This window comes from Pseudodesulfovibrio profundus, assembly GCF_900217235.1.
GTDB classification, from domain to species: domain Bacteria; phylum Desulfobacterota; class Desulfovibrionia; order Desulfovibrionales; family Desulfovibrionaceae; genus Pseudodesulfovibrio; species Pseudodesulfovibrio profundus.
Genome location: NZ_LT907975.1, coordinates 2745107 through 2763055, shown reverse-complemented (window position 1 = coordinate 2763055; position 17949 = coordinate 2745107). Strand labels below are relative to the sequence as shown.

Annotated in this window: 20 protein-coding genes; 8 read left to right on the top strand and 12 right to left on the bottom strand. The window is 54.1% G+C overall.

Annotation, left to right across the window (positions count from 1 at the left end):
- Positions 1-75: 75 nt before the first annotated feature.
- A complete protein-coding gene (locus tag DPRO_RS13025) occupies positions 76-594 on the bottom strand; it encodes a YceD family protein (protein ID WP_097012445.1) in 519 nt (172 codons plus the stop codon).
- Between the two features lie 195 nt (positions 595-789).
- Here DPRO_RS13025 and rpmB point away from each other — a divergent pair, with 195 nt between their 5' ends.
- From rpmB to DPRO_RS13005, 4 genes are all read left to right on the top strand, one after another.
- On the top strand, positions 790-1005 hold the full coding sequence (gene rpmB / locus DPRO_RS13020) for a 50S ribosomal protein L28 (RefSeq protein WP_097012444.1): 216 nt from the start codon (positions 790-792) through the stop codon (positions 1003-1005).
- Positions 1006-1324: 319 nt separating this feature from the next.
- Positions 1325-2491: an ABC transporter substrate-binding protein gene (locus DPRO_RS13015; RefSeq protein ID WP_157917480.1), complete on the top strand. Its 1167-nt coding sequence runs from the start codon at positions 1325-1327 to the stop codon at positions 2489-2491.
- The gene (locus tag DPRO_RS13010) at positions 2484-4397 is read left to right on the top strand and encodes an ATP-binding protein (RefSeq protein ID WP_097012442.1); all 1914 of its coding nucleotides are present in this window, start codon (positions 2484-2486) and stop codon (positions 4395-4397) included. The genes DPRO_RS13015 and DPRO_RS13010 overlap by 8 nt, the downstream gene beginning before the upstream one ends.
- A 164-nt stretch (positions 4398-4561) precedes the next feature.
- Positions 4562-4837, top strand: coding sequence for an SHOCT domain-containing protein (locus tag DPRO_RS13005; RefSeq protein WP_097012441.1), 276 nt, complete (start codon positions 4562-4564; stop codon positions 4835-4837).
- 94 nt (positions 4838-4931) lie between these two features.
- Here the strand turns inward: DPRO_RS13005 and gltX are convergent, their stop codons facing one another.
- The 11 genes from gltX to DPRO_RS20070 form a co-directional block, all read right to left on the bottom strand.
- Positions 4932-6317 (bottom strand): glutamate--tRNA ligase, encoded by a 1386-nt coding sequence (gltX, locus tag DPRO_RS13000; RefSeq protein WP_097012440.1) that lies wholly within the window; start codon positions 6315-6317, stop codon positions 4932-4934.
- A gap of 138 nt (positions 6318-6455) precedes the next feature.
- Positions 6456-6680 (bottom strand): NifU family protein, encoded by a 225-nt coding sequence (locus tag DPRO_RS12995; protein WP_173806791.1) that lies wholly within the window; start codon positions 6678-6680, stop codon positions 6456-6458.
- 64 nt (positions 6681-6744) lie between these two features.
- Complete coding sequence (locus DPRO_RS12990; protein WP_097012439.1) at positions 6745-7818, bottom strand: HDOD domain-containing protein; 1074 nt, start codon at positions 7816-7818, stop codon at positions 6745-6747.
- A 104-nt stretch (positions 7819-7922) separates the two neighbouring features.
- A complete protein-coding gene (locus DPRO_RS12985; RefSeq protein WP_097012438.1) occupies positions 7923-8129 on the bottom strand; it encodes a hypothetical protein in 207 nt (68 codons plus the stop codon).
- Positions 8101-9141 (bottom strand): OprD family outer membrane porin, encoded by a 1041-nt coding sequence (locus DPRO_RS12980; protein ID WP_157917479.1) that lies wholly within the window; start codon positions 9139-9141, stop codon positions 8101-8103. The genes DPRO_RS12985 and DPRO_RS12980 overlap by 29 nt, the downstream gene beginning before the upstream one ends.
- Positions 9142-9222: 81 nt before the next feature.
- Positions 9223-9855: an MBL fold metallo-hydrolase gene (locus DPRO_RS12975; RefSeq protein ID WP_097012436.1), complete on the bottom strand. Its 633-nt coding sequence runs from the start codon at positions 9853-9855 to the stop codon at positions 9223-9225.
- A 5-nt stretch (positions 9856-9860) separates the two neighbouring features.
- The gene (locus DPRO_RS12970) at positions 9861-11261 is read right to left on the bottom strand and encodes a sigma-54-dependent transcriptional regulator (RefSeq protein WP_097012435.1); all 1401 of its coding nucleotides are present in this window, start codon (positions 11259-11261) and stop codon (positions 9861-9863) included.
- Positions 11262-11364: 103 nt separating this feature from the next.
- Entirely contained in the window at positions 11365-13143 is a 1779-nt protein-coding gene (locus DPRO_RS12965) for a two-component system sensor histidine kinase NtrB (RefSeq protein WP_097012434.1), read from the bottom strand.
- Between the two features lie 10 nt (positions 13144-13153).
- A complete protein-coding gene (locus DPRO_RS12960; RefSeq protein WP_097012433.1) occupies positions 13154-13981 on the bottom strand; it encodes a DUF4405 domain-containing protein in 828 nt (275 codons plus the stop codon).
- A gap of 170 nt (positions 13982-14151) precedes the next feature.
- Entirely contained in the window at positions 14152-14649 is a 498-nt protein-coding gene (locus DPRO_RS12955) for a Spy/CpxP family protein refolding chaperone (RefSeq protein ID WP_097012432.1), read from the bottom strand.
- Between the two features lie 52 nt (positions 14650-14701).
- Positions 14702-14872 carry a hypothetical protein gene (locus tag DPRO_RS20070; protein ID WP_157917478.1) on the bottom strand — a complete coding sequence of 57 codons (171 nt, stop codon included), beginning with the start codon at positions 14870-14872 and terminating at the stop codon, positions 14702-14704.
- Positions 14873-15150: 278 nt separating this feature from the next.
- Between DPRO_RS20070 and DPRO_RS12950 the strand changes: the two genes are divergently transcribed.
- The 4 genes from DPRO_RS12950 (at position 15151) to ribD (ending at position 17922) form a co-directional block, all read left to right on the top strand.
- A complete protein-coding gene (locus DPRO_RS12950) occupies positions 15151-15360 on the top strand; it encodes an FmdB family zinc ribbon protein (RefSeq protein WP_097012431.1) in 210 nt (69 codons plus the stop codon).
- 125 nt (positions 15361-15485) lie between these two features.
- Complete coding sequence (locus tag DPRO_RS12945; RefSeq protein ID WP_157917477.1) at positions 15486-16235, top strand: substrate-binding periplasmic protein; 750 nt, start codon at positions 15486-15488, stop codon at positions 16233-16235.
- A gap of 93 nt (positions 16236-16328) precedes the next feature.
- Positions 16329-16787 (top strand): deoxycytidylate deaminase, encoded by a 459-nt coding sequence (locus DPRO_RS12940; protein WP_097012429.1) that lies wholly within the window; start codon positions 16329-16331, stop codon positions 16785-16787.
- Positions 16759-17922 carry a bifunctional diaminohydroxyphosphoribosylaminopyrimidine deaminase/5-amino-6-(5-phosphoribosylamino)uracil reductase RibD gene (gene ribD, locus DPRO_RS12935; RefSeq protein WP_097012428.1) on the top strand — a complete coding sequence of 388 codons (1164 nt, stop codon included), beginning with the start codon at positions 16759-16761 and terminating at the stop codon, positions 17920-17922. The genes DPRO_RS12940 and ribD overlap by 29 nt, the downstream gene beginning before the upstream one ends.
- Positions 17923-17949: the final 27 nt, after the last annotated feature.

Genomic DNA, 17949 nt, shown 5'->3' with positions numbered 1-17949 from the left:
TATACCTCTTTAATATTCTCTATTTCTGTTACGCTTCGGAAACGGTTCACAAGGAAGCCGTCCAACCGAAGGGCGTTACTTTATCTTTAAATTGCGGAAAACCGCAAGCCTTTCGTCGCCCTCATCCTGCTCACAAGTGCAATCACCCTTGTTCAGGTCCTGGCCGCACTTGGCGCACATTCCCTTGCAGGCATCGCCGCACAAGGGTTTTACCGGGAGAGTCAGAGCGAATTCTTCCCAGAGGATGGCACCGATATCGAGCTGCAATTGCCCGCTTTCCTCGCGTACTCGCGGTTCTTCGTCGTAGTCTTCGTCAGGCAACTGCTCGTATGTATCGAACTGTGCATCGACAGACAATTCAAAATCGGAGGTGCAACGATCACACGGCAGAAGCACGCTCCCCTTCAGGGTGCCACGCACCAGGGCAGCGTTTTCGCCTTGCGGTAAAACGGTGTATTCGGCGACCAAGTCATCTTTAGGACGCACGTCGATGGAAAACTCTTTCCACCCGTCACGCCACAATGTCTGGTCGTCAAAAGTAAAGGTCCGCCCTTCGGCGGAAATGTCGCTGATCGCTATCCATAAATTCGGCATAATATTCTCCGCCCGGTTGTGGGCAACCGGAGTTCCCTATATGGGAAGTTTTTCTGTTGTCAAGAAAAAAACACTTGCCATTTGCGAAAAGGCTCGGTAATGAATCACTCCCGCTGCCTGGGGGAGCTAGCAACCCCATCCGGCGAAAATTTTAAAAAAGTAAACAATTCGTTTAGAATATACTAGGAGGTCTCCATGTCCCAGGTTTGCGATATATGTGGAAAGGGTCCCCAGACCGGCAACAACGTCTCTCACTCCCACATCAAGACCAAACGCCGTTTCATGCCCAACCTGCAGAAAGTTCGTCATCAGCTCGAATCCGGTCAGGTTGTCAGCATCAAGGCTTGCACTCGTTGCATCCGTAGCGGCGCTATCACCAAGCCCGTCGCTCGCCAGAAAGCAGAAGCTTAGGCTCGCGCAACATTTCGCTCTCTGAGCACTGCTGCCGCCGTTCATATCGGCGGCAGCTTTTTTGCGTCTTCTGATCAGCCAGCAGCTATTCCTGTAGTTCGCCAATATCTAATTCATTTTCATAGCTGTTTATGGCAGACTGTCTGCGATGATATCTTATGCGGTCGTCATATCTTGTTCAAGAAGATTTGGGATTCAATATATCACATCCCTTTTCGGCACCCTGCTGTGTTTGGTTGCCGCGCATGCCATCGTCCCTTCTACAGCCTCTGCTGATCATGCTAACGATCTGATATTTCTTCATTATTGGACAGATGACTTGAGCGGCGGCATCAATGAAATGATGCAAGCCTACAACAAGCTCCACGACAAGGCCCCGGTCAGGGCAACCGGTTTTGAACACGAGTCATTCAAGGTCGGCATCAATGTGATGCTCGACAGCGGACACCCTCCGGACATGTTCTCATATTGGGCCGGAGCACGAACCGAAACACTGGTCAACCTCAATTACCTCACCCCCATCGATCAAGTGTGGTTGGAGGCTGGACTGGATAGTATTTTCTCCCCGACTGTTCAGAAAGCCTGCACTTACCATGGGCATAAATACGCGTTACCCCTGACGCAGCACTATGCAGCCTTTTTCTACAACAAAAAGCTCTTTGAGCAACACGCACTCAAACCACCCACCGATTGGAAATCCTTCCTCATAGCCTGTGAAACACTGAAACAGGCTGGGGTGACCCCCATTGCCCTGGGTTCCAGGGACAAGTGGCCTGCCCAGTTCTGGTTCGATTACCTGTTACTACGCACAGCCGGCCCGGCTTTCCGCGACAAGCTCATGAAAGGCGATAAACCATACGATGATCCTCGTGTCATCGAGGCGTTTGCAATGTGGAAAGGGCTGCTGGATTCAGGCTACTTCAATCAAATGCCCAACCTCCTCGACTGGGCCGAGGCGGCCAAGCTTGTCCACTCGGGACAGGCGGGCATGACCCTCATGGGTACGTGGATCATCGGACTTTTCGAAAATCAGCTTCACTGGAAACAGGAAGAGGATTATGACTTTTTCCGCTTTCCCATCATCAACAAATCGCTCCCGCTGACGGCTTTGGGGTCCATGGATGTGGTACTCGTCCCCCGTCACGGCCGACACAGTGAAGTCAACAAGATACTTGCCTACCTTTCCAAGCCCGAGCCGCAAATGGCAATGAGCCGAGGATCCGGCGCATTTTCTCCCAGCTCTGCCGTGACTTTGGATTTTTATCCACCAATGCAGCAGCGAATTCTCAAAACCATACGATCCACTCCCAACTGGGCCTCCAATTACGATCTCTCCACTCGCCCCTGCATAGCTCGTCAGGGTCTGGACATGATGGCACGCTTTATCGACTCCCCGGACACATACAAAACGTTACTCCAACAGCTCGCCAAGGACACATGCCTGTCAATCTCCCCACCACGAAGTTCGCAGGTACCACATGATTAGTCTGCTCAAAAAAAGCCTGATCCTCAAGTTCAGTGTCGTGGTAGTCCTCGTCGAGATTGCAGTACTGGCACCCCTTGGTCTCTTTTATATCGATCGCTTTTCCAGTCAGGTCGACGCGTTTCTTGAAGAGACCATCAAAATGCCCGGCGAACTGATGAACCACCAATTGCTTCGCTATGAATCCGTGGCAGACCTCAAGGTCATGAACAAGCTGGTTGGTGAGACTTTTCTTGATGGGATGGTCATTGGAACCGATGGGCGGATCTATTACTCCCTCCATCAGGAGAACGTCGGCAAATCCCTTTTTGACCTGCCGAATATCGAGTCAGAGTTGAAGTCGAATCTCAACACGGAATCCCTGATTATATTTCGCCCTAGTACCACGACCATTGCCTCCATCACTCCACTGGTCGCCTACGAAGGGGCAAAGCCGTTTTTCATCGTCTACATCAAGTCCAGCACCACTGAGTCGCAGGCTCGCAAAGGGCGCATTGCGGCCATGTTCATTTTAGGTTCCCTGGCATGCATCACCCTCACTTCCCTCTTTATCATCGGGTACTCACGCCGCCACCTGACGAATCCCATCAATCATCTGAAAGAGGCAACCGACAGTGTTCGACGCGGTGATTATGATGTGGAATTTCCGGTACAACGCATTGATGAAATTGGCAGCCTCGCCAATGGTTTCTCCGCCATGCAGCAAGCCATCAACCGCAACATTGACGAACTCACCCAGGCGTATGCCGATATCAGCATCAAGGAACAAAAACAGACCGCGCTGATCGAAGCCATGCCCGATCTGGTCCTCATACTGGACAAGGATGGGACATATCAGGAAATTCACGCTCCTGAACACAACGTACTGTATGAGGACATAGAAAATCTCAGAGGTAAACGGCTCCACGATGTCATGGACACCAAGACTGCGGACCGTTTCTTTCTGGTCAATGAAACATGCATGCGCACCGGCACTGTCCAGACCATTGAATACGACATGAATGTCCTGAGCGGACACCGATGGTTTGAAGCTCGCATTTCTCCCATTGGCAAGACATCGCAGTACCAGGGGGCGGTCTGGCTCATTCGGGACATTACCTACCGAAAGGAGATGGAAGAGACTCTCACCAAGGCCAAGGAAGACACGGAAAAAGTCAATCAGCAGCTACGCGAACTGGACAGGACCAAGTCTGCGCTTGTCTCATCGGTATCGCATGAGCTTCGCACCCCGTTGACCTCCCTCCTCGGGTTCTCCAAACTCATTCTCAAGAATTTCGCCAACAATTTCTGGCCGCTTGCAAAAGGAAACCCAAAGCTTCTGACCAAGGGTGCGCAGATAGTCGAGAACCTGAACATCCTCATTCATGAAGGCAACCGATTGACCCGGCTCATCAACGATGTCCTTGACCTCAACAAGATTGAAATGGGCTACACTGAATGGCGGGATGAACCGATCAATGCGGCCACCCTGGCCCGAAATGCGACCAATGCAGTGAAGGGGCAGTTCGAAGAACACCCGACCATTGATCTGGTCACGAATACCAGCAGCAACTTGCCTGACATCGTCGTCGATGCCGACCGTATGACCCAGGTGCTACTCAATCTCCTGACCAATGCAGCCAAGTTCACAGCCAGAGGCAGTGTTACGTTTTCCACTTACGTCACAGAGGCAGGCATGCTTCGCTTTGAGGTGAAAGACACAGGGCCTGGCATCGACACGTTGGAGCAGGATCGTATCTTTGATGTCTTTCATCAGGCTGGCAACACAGGGCCTTCTGACAGCAAGCCGCACGGAGCCGGACTCGGGCTTGCCATCTCCCGAGAGATCGTCAAGCACTACAATGGGACCATCTGGGTGGAGTCGGAACCGGGCAATGGGGCAACCTTCATCATTGAGCTTCCGCTGTAGCCACACCAATCACCCTCATGTGCAACTATGACACACAAGAGCATGCAATATGATGCACAAGTGCACATCGCGCTAAATGCTATAAATCGACAACCAATTGATATTTAAGCTGATAAAGTTTGGCACACATACTGCTCTCCTTTAAGCAAAAGCAAGGAGGACAGATGGAATTTTTATCGAGCTTCAATAGTTGGTGTAGCGGCCCAGGATTCTTTCAGGGCGCCGGGCATGGATGGGGTGGCGGATTCATGCCGTTTCACATGGGCTCCATCTTCCAATTGCTCATTATCGGCCTCATCATCTATTTCGTCGTGCGCATGTTGAAAAAACCTGCCACGCCCACCGACACACCCAGCCCCGAGGCCATTCTCAAAAGACGGTATGCCAACGGTGAGATTGACGAACAGACCTTCAAGAGCATGAAGAACGACCTGAAATAATTTTCGATAGACGCGCAACATTCATCCTCTCCCAAAAGAAGCCCCTGCCGGATCATCCGACAGGGGCTTCGTGCATTGATATAGGAAAAAGGAATTACAGTTCAACAGCCCGCTTCATGCGTGCCAGCGTTTCTTCCTTGCCAAGAACCATCATGGTCTCGAACAGACCGGGAGACTGGGTCTTGCCAACAATGGCGACCCGAATGGGCTGGGCAATGACTTTGAACTTGATATCCTTGTCTTCAAGGAACTGCCGGTGGACATCTTCCAGCGCCTTCTCCGTGTACTCGTCCATGGCTTCGATGCGCTCGGCAATCTCTTCCAACAGCGGCTTGGATTCCTCGGTGAGGAATTTCTTCACGGCCTTTTCGTCGTAGGGAAGGAAATCGGACTTGACGATAAACGGACGGGACTGCTCCAGCATATCCACGATGGACTTGGCTCTGGGCTGCAACAACGGCGCAATCTGAGCGAACAACGCCTTATCGACAGGCTCGGCTCCCTCACGATCCAGGAATTCACACAGCAACCCGGCCAGGTACTCAGGATCGGCTTTCTGCATGTACTGTCCATTGACCCACTCGAATTTAGTCAGGTCAAAGACAGACGGCGACTTGCCGAGATTGTCGGTGGAGAACAACTCGATCATTTCATCCATGGTGAAGAGTTCCTGATCGCCATGGGACCAACCGAGGCGGGCGAGATAGTTGCACACCGCTTCAGGCAGGTAGCCCATTTTCTCGTATTCCATGACCGAAAGTGCGCCATGACGCTTGGAAAGTTTCTTCTTGTCCGGTCCAAGGATCATGGGAACATGACCGAACTGCGGTACATCCCAGCCCATTGCCCGGTAAATCAGGATCTGACGAGGGGTATTGTTGACGTGGTCATCGCCACGCAGCACCGTGTTGATCCCCATGTCGTGATCATCTACCACAACGGCGAGGTTGTAGGTCGGCGATCCATCGCTTCGACGCAGGATCATATCGTCCATCTCGACGTTTTCCACGTTGATGGGGCCCTTGACCATATCAACGAAGCCGGTGTGTCCTTCTTCAGGAGCCTTGAGGCGCACAACGCCTTCGGTCAGGCCCTTGGCACGACAGCTACCATCGTATTTCGGCTTGCGGCCCTCTTTCATCGCCTTCTCGCGCATGGCATCCACTTCTTCCTTGGAGCACTGGCAGTAGTAGGCGTGGCCGTTTTCAATCAACTGATCGATAACTTCATTGTGACGGTCCGCCCGGGTGGACTGAAAGACGATCTCGCCGTCATGCTCCAGGCCCAGCCACTGCATGGAATCGATAATGGCATCCGTTGCTTCCTGTGTAGAGCGCTCCCTGTCTGTATCTTCGATACGCAGCAGGAACTTGCCGCCCGAGGACCGGGCCAGAAGCCATGAAAACAGAGCGGTACGGGCACCGCCGATATGCAGATAGCCGGTTGGACTTGGCGCGAACCGGGAAACAATTTTCGTCATCGTATGTATCTCCTGTCTCGGCCCTTGAGCATATGCTCGTAGCGACCGAAAGCGTGGCACCATCATGGTACCCAGTATTCAATTCAATAAATTTCAAACGGGCAAAGGCAAGACCATGATGGTCACATGCCTCAAGGGCTAGTCCACGGCTTCGACGCGCTTCACCGAAGGGACTTCCTTGAGCACGATCCGCTCAATACCGTTCTTGAGAGTCATTTGTGACATGGGACACCCTTTACAGGCGCCGGTCAGCCGGACCTGAACTACGCCGGTATCAGTCACATTCACGAGTTCCACATCGCCGCCATCGGACTGCAACATGGGACGTACTTTTTCCAGCACCTTTTCTACCTGTTCGAGCATACTTGCCTCCACATGAATATATTGGTGCGAGAAGTACGGCTTTGCGCCGGCCATGTCAATGCAACTACTGGTCAAGGAGGATGGTAAACGCTTCTTCCAGCTCTTCGTCCAGGTCCTCGATCATCTCTTCCATGCGATCGGGCGACAGGTTCATGGAAGCCCAGACTTCCGGGTTGGGCGGCTGGACGAAAAACTCGCCACTCGAACCAATCCCCAATGCCGTGGCAATGGTTTCCGCGCAATGAACCAACGCCGCTTCCGGCTCTTTCTGTTCACGTTTGGGCTGGTGGTGCTCAAGGACAGCTGAAACAAGTACGAAGGGGAAGTTCCATTTGCGCAGCAACATGCCGCCAAGGGTGGCGTGATCGAAACCGAGCAGTTCCTTTTCCTCTTTCCACAGCAGCACATCCTTGGCCTTGGCGTGCTTCATGACGCCGGCAGCCCGTTCCGGCTCTGCCTTCAGCAGAATCAGCAGCCCGATATCGTGCAGCAGTCCGGCGACGAAAGCGCGCTCGGGTTCGCCTTTGCCCAGCGTACGACACAGCCGTCTGGCAACCAGGCCACAGGTGATGGAGTGTTTCCAGAACTGCTCCATATCGAGTACTTCGGCAGGCACATCCTTGAACAGCGACATGACCGACGTACCCACGGCCAGCGTGGAAAGCTGATTGACGCCAATGACCGTCACGGCTCGCGAGATCGTATCAACAGGCTGTGGCAGACTGTAAAAGGCGGAGTTGACCATGCGCAAAAGAAACGCCGTCAGGCTCGGGTCCTGACTGATGATGGCTGCCAGATTGTCGGCTGATGTGGATTTACCGTTGATGGCCCGCTGCAGGTCGAGAAAGACCTGCGGCAGTGAGGGCAACTGATGTTCCTTGCGAAGGATATCCAACGGGTCCAGCGGCTCGACTTGTGGCGGCTCTTCGGTTTCAGGCGTCTGCTCATATCGCTCCGGGCACTTGGTCATGTCCCTTGCTATATATCGGACACCCAAACGGGCCAAGCGTATGAGGGTTGCATCCGGGTCCGTGACGAACTGGAACCGTTTGCCCATCAGTTTTTTGGCTGCGGTCATGGTTTCCGGGGCGATCACGACCTGCTCTTCAGTGACTTCTTCTGTTATTTCATCTGCCATTTGTCATCCCTGTACAGTTTGAAGCATACCAGTATTCAGATCATAAAAGAAAAGGAGTCGGGGAAAAAGTGCTTTATACTTCCCTTCCTCTTTGGCTGCTCTTTCTACAGCAGTTGGAAGTCATACTGCAAGCGTAAGCGAACCTGCACTCCGTCGCGTTCGCCTTTGCTTTCCTGATAGGACCAACGGTTGAGTATGGAAAACCCTTTGAGGTCGCCATCAAAAGCATAACTCATGTTCAGATCATACTCGTTTCTGTCAGGGGAAGCGGTGCGCCCTTCGTCAGGCGTTGTGGCAAAGGATGCTTTCACGTTCGTGCTGAACCCATTTGAAATCATAGGATGCGCCGAGATACAACGCCTTTTCACCGGCCCGATTATTGGAGTAGCCCATCATTTCATTGAAAAACGGGTATGAAGCCCATTCGGTAACATCCGTGGTGTCATCCACAATGGTACCGCCGACATCCATGGTGAATCCACTGACGGTCAGACCAGCCAATGCGCCACCCTCCGCTACATTGAAATCGCCGGCATCTTCACTACCCAGACTCCGCTGATCAAGGCCGATCAACTGCCAGTGCCAGGAGAGGTCCTCGGCCAATGGATGCGTTGCGCCAAGGTGAAAAAAGGAAGTTTGAATGTAATCGGGAACTGCATAGTAATACACCTTGGATTCAAAGGAATCGGGCGCCCATTCCCCACCGATCATCCACATGCCGCGCTGGGACGAATCCAGAGCACCCGTCACTTCGCTCATGTATCGAAACCGCTTGGTATCACGAAGCTTTATCTTGTCGATCCAGCCACCAATCAACCGCAGGTCGTCCTCGTCGTATTCGAGAATATACGCTTCGTAGGTCTGCGGGATCATCCGGCTGTCATTGGAGTTGATCAACGGAGTCTCGATCTTCTGACGATACAGACTGGAGACCACGCCCTGAATGTTCATTTTTGCATAGGCTTCGCCCAGCACAGTGATTCCGGTATTCTGACTGGTGAGCAGATTGGTTCCGGCTCTGTCGGTCTGGTTGAATGTCTCGGGGAACGGCTGGGAGGTATACATGGCAACGCCACTGTTGAAGACATCCTGGATCCAGGGAGTCTCGTATTTGAGGTATCCGCCAAGGGCCAAGGATTCCTTGACATCTTCGCTCGCCTGCCCGTCCACATCATCACGTTGCGTAAAATAATAGTACCGCAACTGACCACTGACCTTGCCAAATGCCCAGGGTTCTTCTTCATCAGCGGCCCACGCTGGGAACGCCAGCAGACACAATACGAAACACAGAACAATAGACACTGGTTGCTTCATGCTTTTCATCTTTCTCTCCTGATATGTACTCGTTACATTCGGGCATATCATGAAAAGAAAGTAAATGCATAAAAAAAGAGAGATAGGAGATTACACCCCGCGCTGAAACTCCGGGTTGTTGGCTTTTTCATGGGTCACGGTAGTCATGGGACCATGGCCCGAATAGATACGGGTTTCATCCGGCAGGCTGAAAATGCGGGATCGAATGGACCCGATCAACTCGGGACCGGACCCGCGAGGCAGATCGGTCCGCCCGACCCCGATCATGAAAATGAGGTCGCCCACAAACACGCAACCGGCAGCCGGGAAAAAGTAGGACAGGCTGCCGGGCGTATGACCGGGCGTGGGCAAAACGATAACCGGCTGGCCCAACACCGTCGTTTTTCCCGGCTCAAGAGGGCTGAGGGGAAAGTCGAGGTACTCCACGAACTCCCTTATTCCGCCACCCTCAAGGGATATTTCCTTGAGAAAGAGATCCTTGGAGCTGCCATAGACCGGTGCAGGATGGGCAGCGATGAGTTCCTTGACGCCCCCGATGTGGTCGAGGTGAAAGTGCGTGATCAGAACACGCTGCAATTGCAGTCCCTGCTCCGAAATACGCTCGATGAGCCGGTCAGGAGCAATGCCCGGATCGATGACAACCGCTTTCCTGCCCACGCTGAGCAGGTAGCAGTTTGTCTCGTCCGGGCCGAGAACAAAGGTTTCGATGGTGAGCTTGTCCATGTCTGCTATCGACGGGTCAGTCCGAACTTCTTGAGCTTGTACTGCAAGGTCCGACGGCTGATTCCCAGCGCGTCGGCTGTTCGTTCACGGTGGTTGCCGTTCTCTTCAAGAGCGCGCATGATGGCCAGCTTTTCGGCTTCTTCCAATGACGCGGGCGTGCTCATGGAGGAAGACGCGTGTGGCGCAGGCTCCATGCCGTTGCTCATGTCGATGGCAGCTTCGCGAGCACCTGTCACCTGTGGCGGCAGCAGGTCCGGACCAAGGGCATCCGATCGCGACAGGATGAGCGCACGCTCCAGAACGTTTTCAAGCTCACGCACGTTACCCGGCCAGTCGTAGCCGGAGAGCGCATCCAGGAATGCAGGGGTCACCGTGCGGATGATCTTGTTGTTCTTGTTACCCAGTCGCCGCAGCAGGAAACTGACCAGCAGAGGCAGGTCTTCCTTGCGTTCGCACAGCGGTGGGATACGGATTTCAAGCACCGCGAGCCGGTAATACAGGTCTTCGCGAAAACGCCCTGCCTCGACCTCGGCCTTGAGGTTGCGGTTGGTGGCAGCAATGATCCGGGTGTCGACCTTGATGGTCTTGACGGACCCCAGCGGCTCCACGGTCTTTTCCTGCAAGGCGCGCAACAGCTTGGCCTGCAAGGCAGCAGGCATCTCACCTATCTCATCGAGAAAGAGCGTGCCACCGTCGGCGAGCTGGAATCGTCCGGGCTTGTCCTTGACCGCACCGGTGAATGCGCCCTTCTCGTAACCGAAGAGTTCGCTTTCCAGCAGGTCGTCGGGCAACGCCGCGCAGTTGACCTTGATCAGCGGACGATTGGCCCTATTACTGGATTGATGCAACCCTTCGGCAATCAATTCCTTACCGGTACCGGACTGTCCGAGAATCAGGACCGTAGCCTCGGTCGGCCCAGCCTGGGCCACAAGATCGCGCACACGCTGGATACCGGGGCTGTCCCCGATAAAGTCGGCCTCACCGCCCATTTGCGCTTTGAGGCGAGTATTTTCCTTCACCAGCTTGTAATATTCGTACGCCTTGCCGAGCACGGCGGTCAGTTCGTCATTATCGGCGGGCTTTGTCAGATAATCGAAAGCGCCCTTTTTCATGGCATCCACAGCGCTGCCCACACTACCGAACGCAGTCAGCAGCACAACGGGCATACCGGGACAACGCACCTGCAACTCCTTGAGGAGCTGCATGCCGTCCATGCCGGGCATTTTCATGTCGACCATGGCCACATCGGGGAATGTCGAGGATTCCGCTTCTTCGGCGAGGACAGACAACGCCTGTTCGCCGGAGTCGGCCTCCAGAACCATCCACCCGTCATCTTCCAGAACGGCGCGAACCATCATCCGGTGTCCGGGTTCATCATCAACAATCAGTACTATTCTTTCTTCCATTGGTGCCTCCGGCATCTCGCAGGTGACTTCATTTCGTGTGATTGGCTTCGATCATATCAGCCGGAACGAAAAAATACAGTTCCGACTCAATTTTATACTTCGCCTATTCTCCATCCGGGAAAAACAATCGAATGGTCATGCCCTCACCGGGTCTGGAATCCAACTCCAGCTTCCCCTTGTGGGCGCGCATGATATTCTGAACAATGGCAAGCCCCAAACCGGTGCCGGTCTTCTTGCCGGTCACAAAAGGCTTGAGCACTTCGTCACCAAAGTCCTCAGGCATTCCCGGGCCGTCATCGGCAACCGTAATCCAGACCCCGTCACCTGTGTGCTCGGAGGTCAAGATAATGTGGCCGGGCTTGTCGCAGTCCGTGCAGCCGGTAATGGCGTCAAGACTGTTGGAAATAAGATTCAGCAGTATCTGGCGCAATGCGTCCTGATCAGCGTGGGCCGGTTCCGGCCCGAAATCAAAGACCAACTCCGTGTCCCTGCTCTCAAAATCGAACCGCATAAGCTGTCTGAGCGACTCGCCCACAGCGGAAAGATCCACGGCAACAGGGTCGAGCTGGCGCGGCTTGGCCAGATACAACAGGTCCGTCACCACTCGGTTGAGGCGATCCGCCTCCTGAACCATGGTGGTCGCGTACTGATCAAGCGGCGGCTGCCCTTTGAGCTTGTTGGCAAACAGTTGCGCAAATCCGCGCAAAGAACTCAAGGGGTTGCGCACCTCGTGGGCCACACCGGCAGCAAGCGAACCGATGGCTGCGAGCCTGTTGGCTTCGTGCAGGTCTTCCTCAAGGGAACGGATTTCGGTTCGATCGCGAATCAGGACCAGTCGCTGGCCCAGCTCGGACGTCTTCTCCTCACCGTTGGCCTGCAAGGGCAGTGAAAGAATTTCCAGTTGCCGTCCCTGATAATCATACTGCTGCCATTGTGGAGCATCGGCCGTACCATCACCATTGGTTTCAGCAAAAGGCAGGGTATTCCAATGAATACCGAGAATTTCGTGTTCCCCTTCCTGATCGGCCGGGGCAAGGAGTCGCTTGGCGGAATGGTTGGCGGCCGTGATCTCACCCGATCCGGAAACGGTGACCAGACCATCGGGCATATTGTCGAGCAGCTTGTTCTGGAAGCGCTCCATGCGCATCAGCTTTCGGCCTTCACCCCGGCGACGCATATAAGCAAAGGCCAGAGACCAAAGGACAACGGCTGCCAGAAAAACATAACCTGTCTGATATGTTGCCGCACGGCGATACTGACGGAACTGGGCAAAGTGCTTTTCGGCGTTGAAGCCCACGACAAGAAATACATCCGGGACATCCTGCGCACGATTGCCGCCGTGTCCCCGGCCCTGCATCATGCCATGGCCCATCATGCCACGGGGGTTCTTGCCCTGAACCAGAGCGGCCATGGGATTGGGTACTTTCAGACCGGATATCAGCACGCTGTGCTTGTTGAATTCGGCCATGACGTGCCAGACCAGTCCGACCTCGACGTCCTGAGTGACGTTGGAAGGTAGTTCGATAGTAGGCTTGGTCTTGTCCTCTTCGGAGGTGACAATGGGCTTCCCGTCAACACTGTACAACGTGATAAAACGGATATCCTCGGAAGCGGCAAGCTCGGTGAACAGCTCTTCAGCCATGGTCGGGAAAAGCGGTGCCGCCTTGGGATTCATGCGCAGGGAACGCATCAACCGGGTCAGGTTGTTATCCACGCCACGCAGAATGGAGGACCCAGTCATGATCATGTGGTCCTCGACGATCTGCCGCTGATGCGCAATAGACCGCCAGGTCAGATAGAGACTGCCCAGTCCCAGCACGATAAGCGCCAGGACAAGGGCGATGAGCGGTCCTTTTTCCTTACTTATGGCGTGTACTTCCATTCCGTTCTCACTATGGGGTGGCTCGCAAGGCGTCGTAGACTTCCTTGGGATTCATCCCGTTTTCATTAGCTATTTTTTTCATCGTCCATGCGCCGTCGGCCTTGATGGACTGTGTGTTCAACTTGGCGACCGCCTCCTGCAGGGGCAGTCCGAATGTCTTGCAGATGTCAGCCAGCGCGAGCTTCCCGGTTCCTTCCGGTGGCGTGGCTGGCATCGCCGCAAACGGATCCATGGATTCGCCCAGAGCAACCCGGATATCATCAAGCACCTGCTGAGGGCTGACACCCTTTGAGGCAGCAATCTCCTTCACCGGCGTCTGCAGGGATATGTCGGGACCGTACCCTTTTTGCTGCAGGGCCGCCAGAGCCTTTTCTGCATCGAAACCGAGGAAACCGCAGAACTTTTTCAGCGGACTCAGCTCGGCATGACCATACGGAGGATTACCATATGTCGCCACGGCTCCATCCTTTATGGAAGCCCCAAGATCGATCAATTGCTGCATGGGCGGAAGCCCCAGCAACGTACCGACCGTAACGAACGCTGTCAGGGCAACACTGATAATCATGGGCTTGGTCATGACCACCATTTCTCTGGCCTGATTCTTCATGTAGGCGGTAATTGGTTTCCAGTTCAGCCAGAGGTGAATGAACAGCATGACCAGAAACAGTGTTCCGACCGTGATGTGGATATCGCCCCATTGCTCCTTGGACAGGCCCATCAAATGCCAATCCGCCCAATAGGCCACGCGGCCTTGTGGGACGATATACAAAATGACACTTGTCACCAACGTGATGATCAGGGCCAAAAAGCTTGTCAGGGAAGTGATCTTGCGCAACATCGGAAGTCTCCTTTAAGTGTGTATTAGCGTAATCTCCCAATTACGGACTCCGAATATCGTGCTGTAATCATTATTGGATGCGGTCTATTATATTTAAAAAAACGGAGTGGCATTCCCCGTGAATGCCAGCTCCGTTCTTATCCTGTTTTCCGGGGTATTCGGAAATGTTGCTAGTAGCGTCCACCACCGTGGTAACCGTGGCCTCGACCCTGTCCCTGAAGACCGGGGCAGTCACCATAATTACCGCCGCCGTGGAATCCCTGGTGATGACGTCCGCGTCCACCAAAGCCGGTCAGTCCGGTTTCCTTTTCCAGTTCGGTAGACATCTGGGTACGCAGCTCGAACATCTGGTCGCGAAGCTCGGTCACTTCCTTGGTCAGCTTGCCGATCTTTGCTTCATCAGCCTGGCCGCCATTGACCATTGCCTGCAGGGTGGAGTGCTTGGTCCACATCTGAGTGCGGAGCTCCTCGAACTGCTTGTTGTACTTTTCAACGATGGTATCCACTGCAGCCTGCTTTTCAGGGGTCAACTGGCTGTATGCGCCGTTGCCGCCGTAGGGGCCGCCGCAGCCGCCGCGTCCGTAACCGGGACCGGCAAAGGCCATTGCGGAGATGAAAAGAGTCAGAACTGCTGCCAAAGCGGTGATAGTAAGGTTCTTCTTAGTCATTGTGTGCTCCTTGCTTTAAAAAATGTTTCTCTTGCTTTTAACCAATTCAGGCCTATTGACCTGTCATGTGATTGTAGGTGCCATGACCACCGTATGAACCACCATTGCCGCCGGGGCCGCCACATCCGCTGCGTCCGTAACCCGGGCCGGCAAAAGCCATTGCCGTGAGAGAGAGGGTCAGAACTGCCGCCAGCGCGGTGATGATGATACTTTTTTTAGTCATTAATGTGCTCCTCAGTTTATATGTTCATGCAATCAGGAAGAAGAGAGTGTGTGTGTCTTCTTGCCCACTATAGAAGCACAGCGCGTGCCAAACACATTAACAATCTGTTTTTACTACTAAAACATATATCGGACTTTTATTAATTCGAGAGATTTGTGCAGTTGGATGCACTATTTTTTGCACAAACATGTGCGACAAGTGCAACAGCCCGACTTGACAACTGCAATACAAGCATCAATTTGGTAGAATCCAACCCATTTAAACACAGAGGAAACATTATGCCCATATACGAATACACATGCAGAGAATGCGGCAACGAGTTTGAAGAACTGGTGTTCTCCAGCACGGCACTGCCTCCTTGTCCCAAATGCGCATCCGAGAATGTAGAGAAACTCATGAGCGCCTGTTCTGTTCAGGCAGACAGTGGCAGCAAGACACCTTCCATGCCCCAAATGCCTCCCATGGGTGGCTGCGGCGGGGGCGGTTGAGGCATCTGATCCGTACCCCGGGTCGGGGTACTTCAAACCAATGGCGAAAATATTGCGCCGTTATAAATAGAATAAGAAACTAGACTTGCAGACAGGGAACGACGAAAATCCCCCGCATGCTTAAAATGCTACGTCATATCCCGGCTGCGATCATGGTTCTGCTTTTTACTGTCTCCTCGGCGCAGGCTGAGGCTTTCACTGTTTTCACCAATACGGTTCCCCCCATTAAATTTGTGGAGAACAACAGGCTCAAGGGCGTTGCAGGCGAAATTCTCGATGCCTTGCTGCGCCGTACCAATCATAGTGTCGACACGGTCATCGCCCTTCCGTTGAAAACAGCCTATGAGCAGGTCCGCCAGACGAAAAACTCCATCTGTCCCGCCCTCGGCAGAACCCCGCAAAGGGAAAAACACTTCAAGTGGGTAGGGCCGGTGTACTCCACCCGGTTCGGTTTGATCGTCAAAAAAAGTCGCCTGGAGGAGCTGAAATCAGTGAACAGTTCCGATCTGATTGTCGGATCCGTGGCTCAGAGTGTACCGGAACAAAAATACCGGAAGCAATTCCCGTCCAAAAAAGTCCGGCAAATCCCCACCACGGACCAAGCCATCCGCCAACTGGCAGGTAACACCATAGATGTTCTGGTCTTTGCCCTTACTCCGGCATTCCATCTGATCGCACACGAGGGGCTGGACCCGCACGATTACGTCGTCCTCAATGAAATAGACAGCGTGGATTTGTACATTGCCTTCAACCTGCATACCAGCGACCAGACCATACAACAGTTCCAGGATGCCCTTGAAGACATGAAGCGTTCGGACGATAACGACAACGAGTACAAACGAATCATCTCCCGCTATTTCGTGCCTTCCCTCTGATTGCCGCACACCATTTCGGCCATTTCTTTTCACCGCGAGAAGTGATAAGCGACTGTATCGCACAACCACGCCAGAACGCGAGAGGAACAAATCATGGACGAGAGACTCCCCTGGCCCGAATATTTCATGCGGATCGCCCATCTGGTGGCACAACGCTCCACATGCACCCGACGGGCTGTCGGCGCCATTGCCGTACGAGAAAAACGCATACTTGCCACCGGTTACAACGGTGTCCCCACCAACATAGCTCACTGCGCCGATGTCGGCTGCATCCGTGACAAAATGGGGATTCCTTCCGGAGAACGGCATGAACTCTGCCGTGGCCTGCATGCCGAGCAGAATGTCATCATCCAGGCCGCGACCCACAGTCTCGAACTGACCGGATGCGACATATACTGCACCACCAAGCCGTGCATCCTGTGCACCAAGATGCTGATCAACTGTGAAGTCAAGAACATCTACTTTGCAGACAACTATCCTGACGAGCTGTCCGAACAGATGCTTGAAGAAGCCGGAGTGAACTATGTCTACATGCCGGGTGAATTCCTCTAACGACGAAGGATTCATGGCCTGCGCCCTGGACCTGGCAGCGAAAGGACGTGGCCCGACCGCACCCAATCCGTGTGTCGGGGCAGTACTGGTTGCCGACAACGGACAGGGCGAGGAAGTGGTCGCCGGGGGATGGCACACGCAATATGGTGCACTCCACGCCGAGCGGGAATGTCTGGCTGCCGCCCGCGAACGCCAGCTCGACCCCTGCGGCATGACCATGTACGTCACGCTCGAGCCGTGCAATCATCACGGCAAGACACCTCCCTGCACCGAGGCGATTATCGAGGCGGGCATTACCCGTGTCGTCATCGGCACCCGTGATCCCAACCCGATAGCTGCCGGCGGCATTGAAAAGCTCAGGGAACACGGAATCCAGGTAACCGAAGGCGTGCTTGAGAACGAATGCCGCGACATGATCGCCGACTTTCTCCACTGGCAGAACACCGCCGGCACCTTCAACATCGTCAAGATGGCCACCACCCTGGATGGGAAGATCGCATCACGGCACATGGTACCCGAGCCGGTCTCTTCTGCCGAATCCTTTGCCCGTGTCCATGACCTGCGCGGCATGGTCCATGCGGTAGTCGTCGGCGGCGGAACCTTCAGAGCAGACAATCCCAGCCTCACCTGTCGACAGGATGAATTGCCAAAAGACTTTCGGCAGCCCTTCGGTGTTATCGTGACCTCACGACTTCCGGATAAAGCCGGAGAATTCAAGCTGCTCCGTGACCGCCCCGATCAGGCAATCTTTTTCACCACGGAAGAAGCGGCCCGAAGCACCAACGCCGATGCTCTTCGTGAGCTGGGAGCGCGTGTCTGGCCCCTTGGAGGAACCACGGGCGACCTGGACCTCAAGCAGGGATTCGAGCGCCTCCGCGATGAACTCCAGTGTTACTACACACTGATCGAAGGCGGCGGTCGCTTTGCCATGCAGTGCGTGGAATCCGGCCTGGCGCAGGAGCTGGTCCAATTCATCGCACCCCGCATTCTGGGCGACGACCAGGCTCCAAGCGCATTCAGCGGACGTGAAAACATCAGCATGAGCCAGACCCGAAACTTCCGCATTATCAAGACCCAACGGTCAGGCCCTGACATGATGATGGTCATGCGCCCCGTCGAACCGGACGCAGAATAGGCCTATGAGCCAAAACTGAGCATCCTT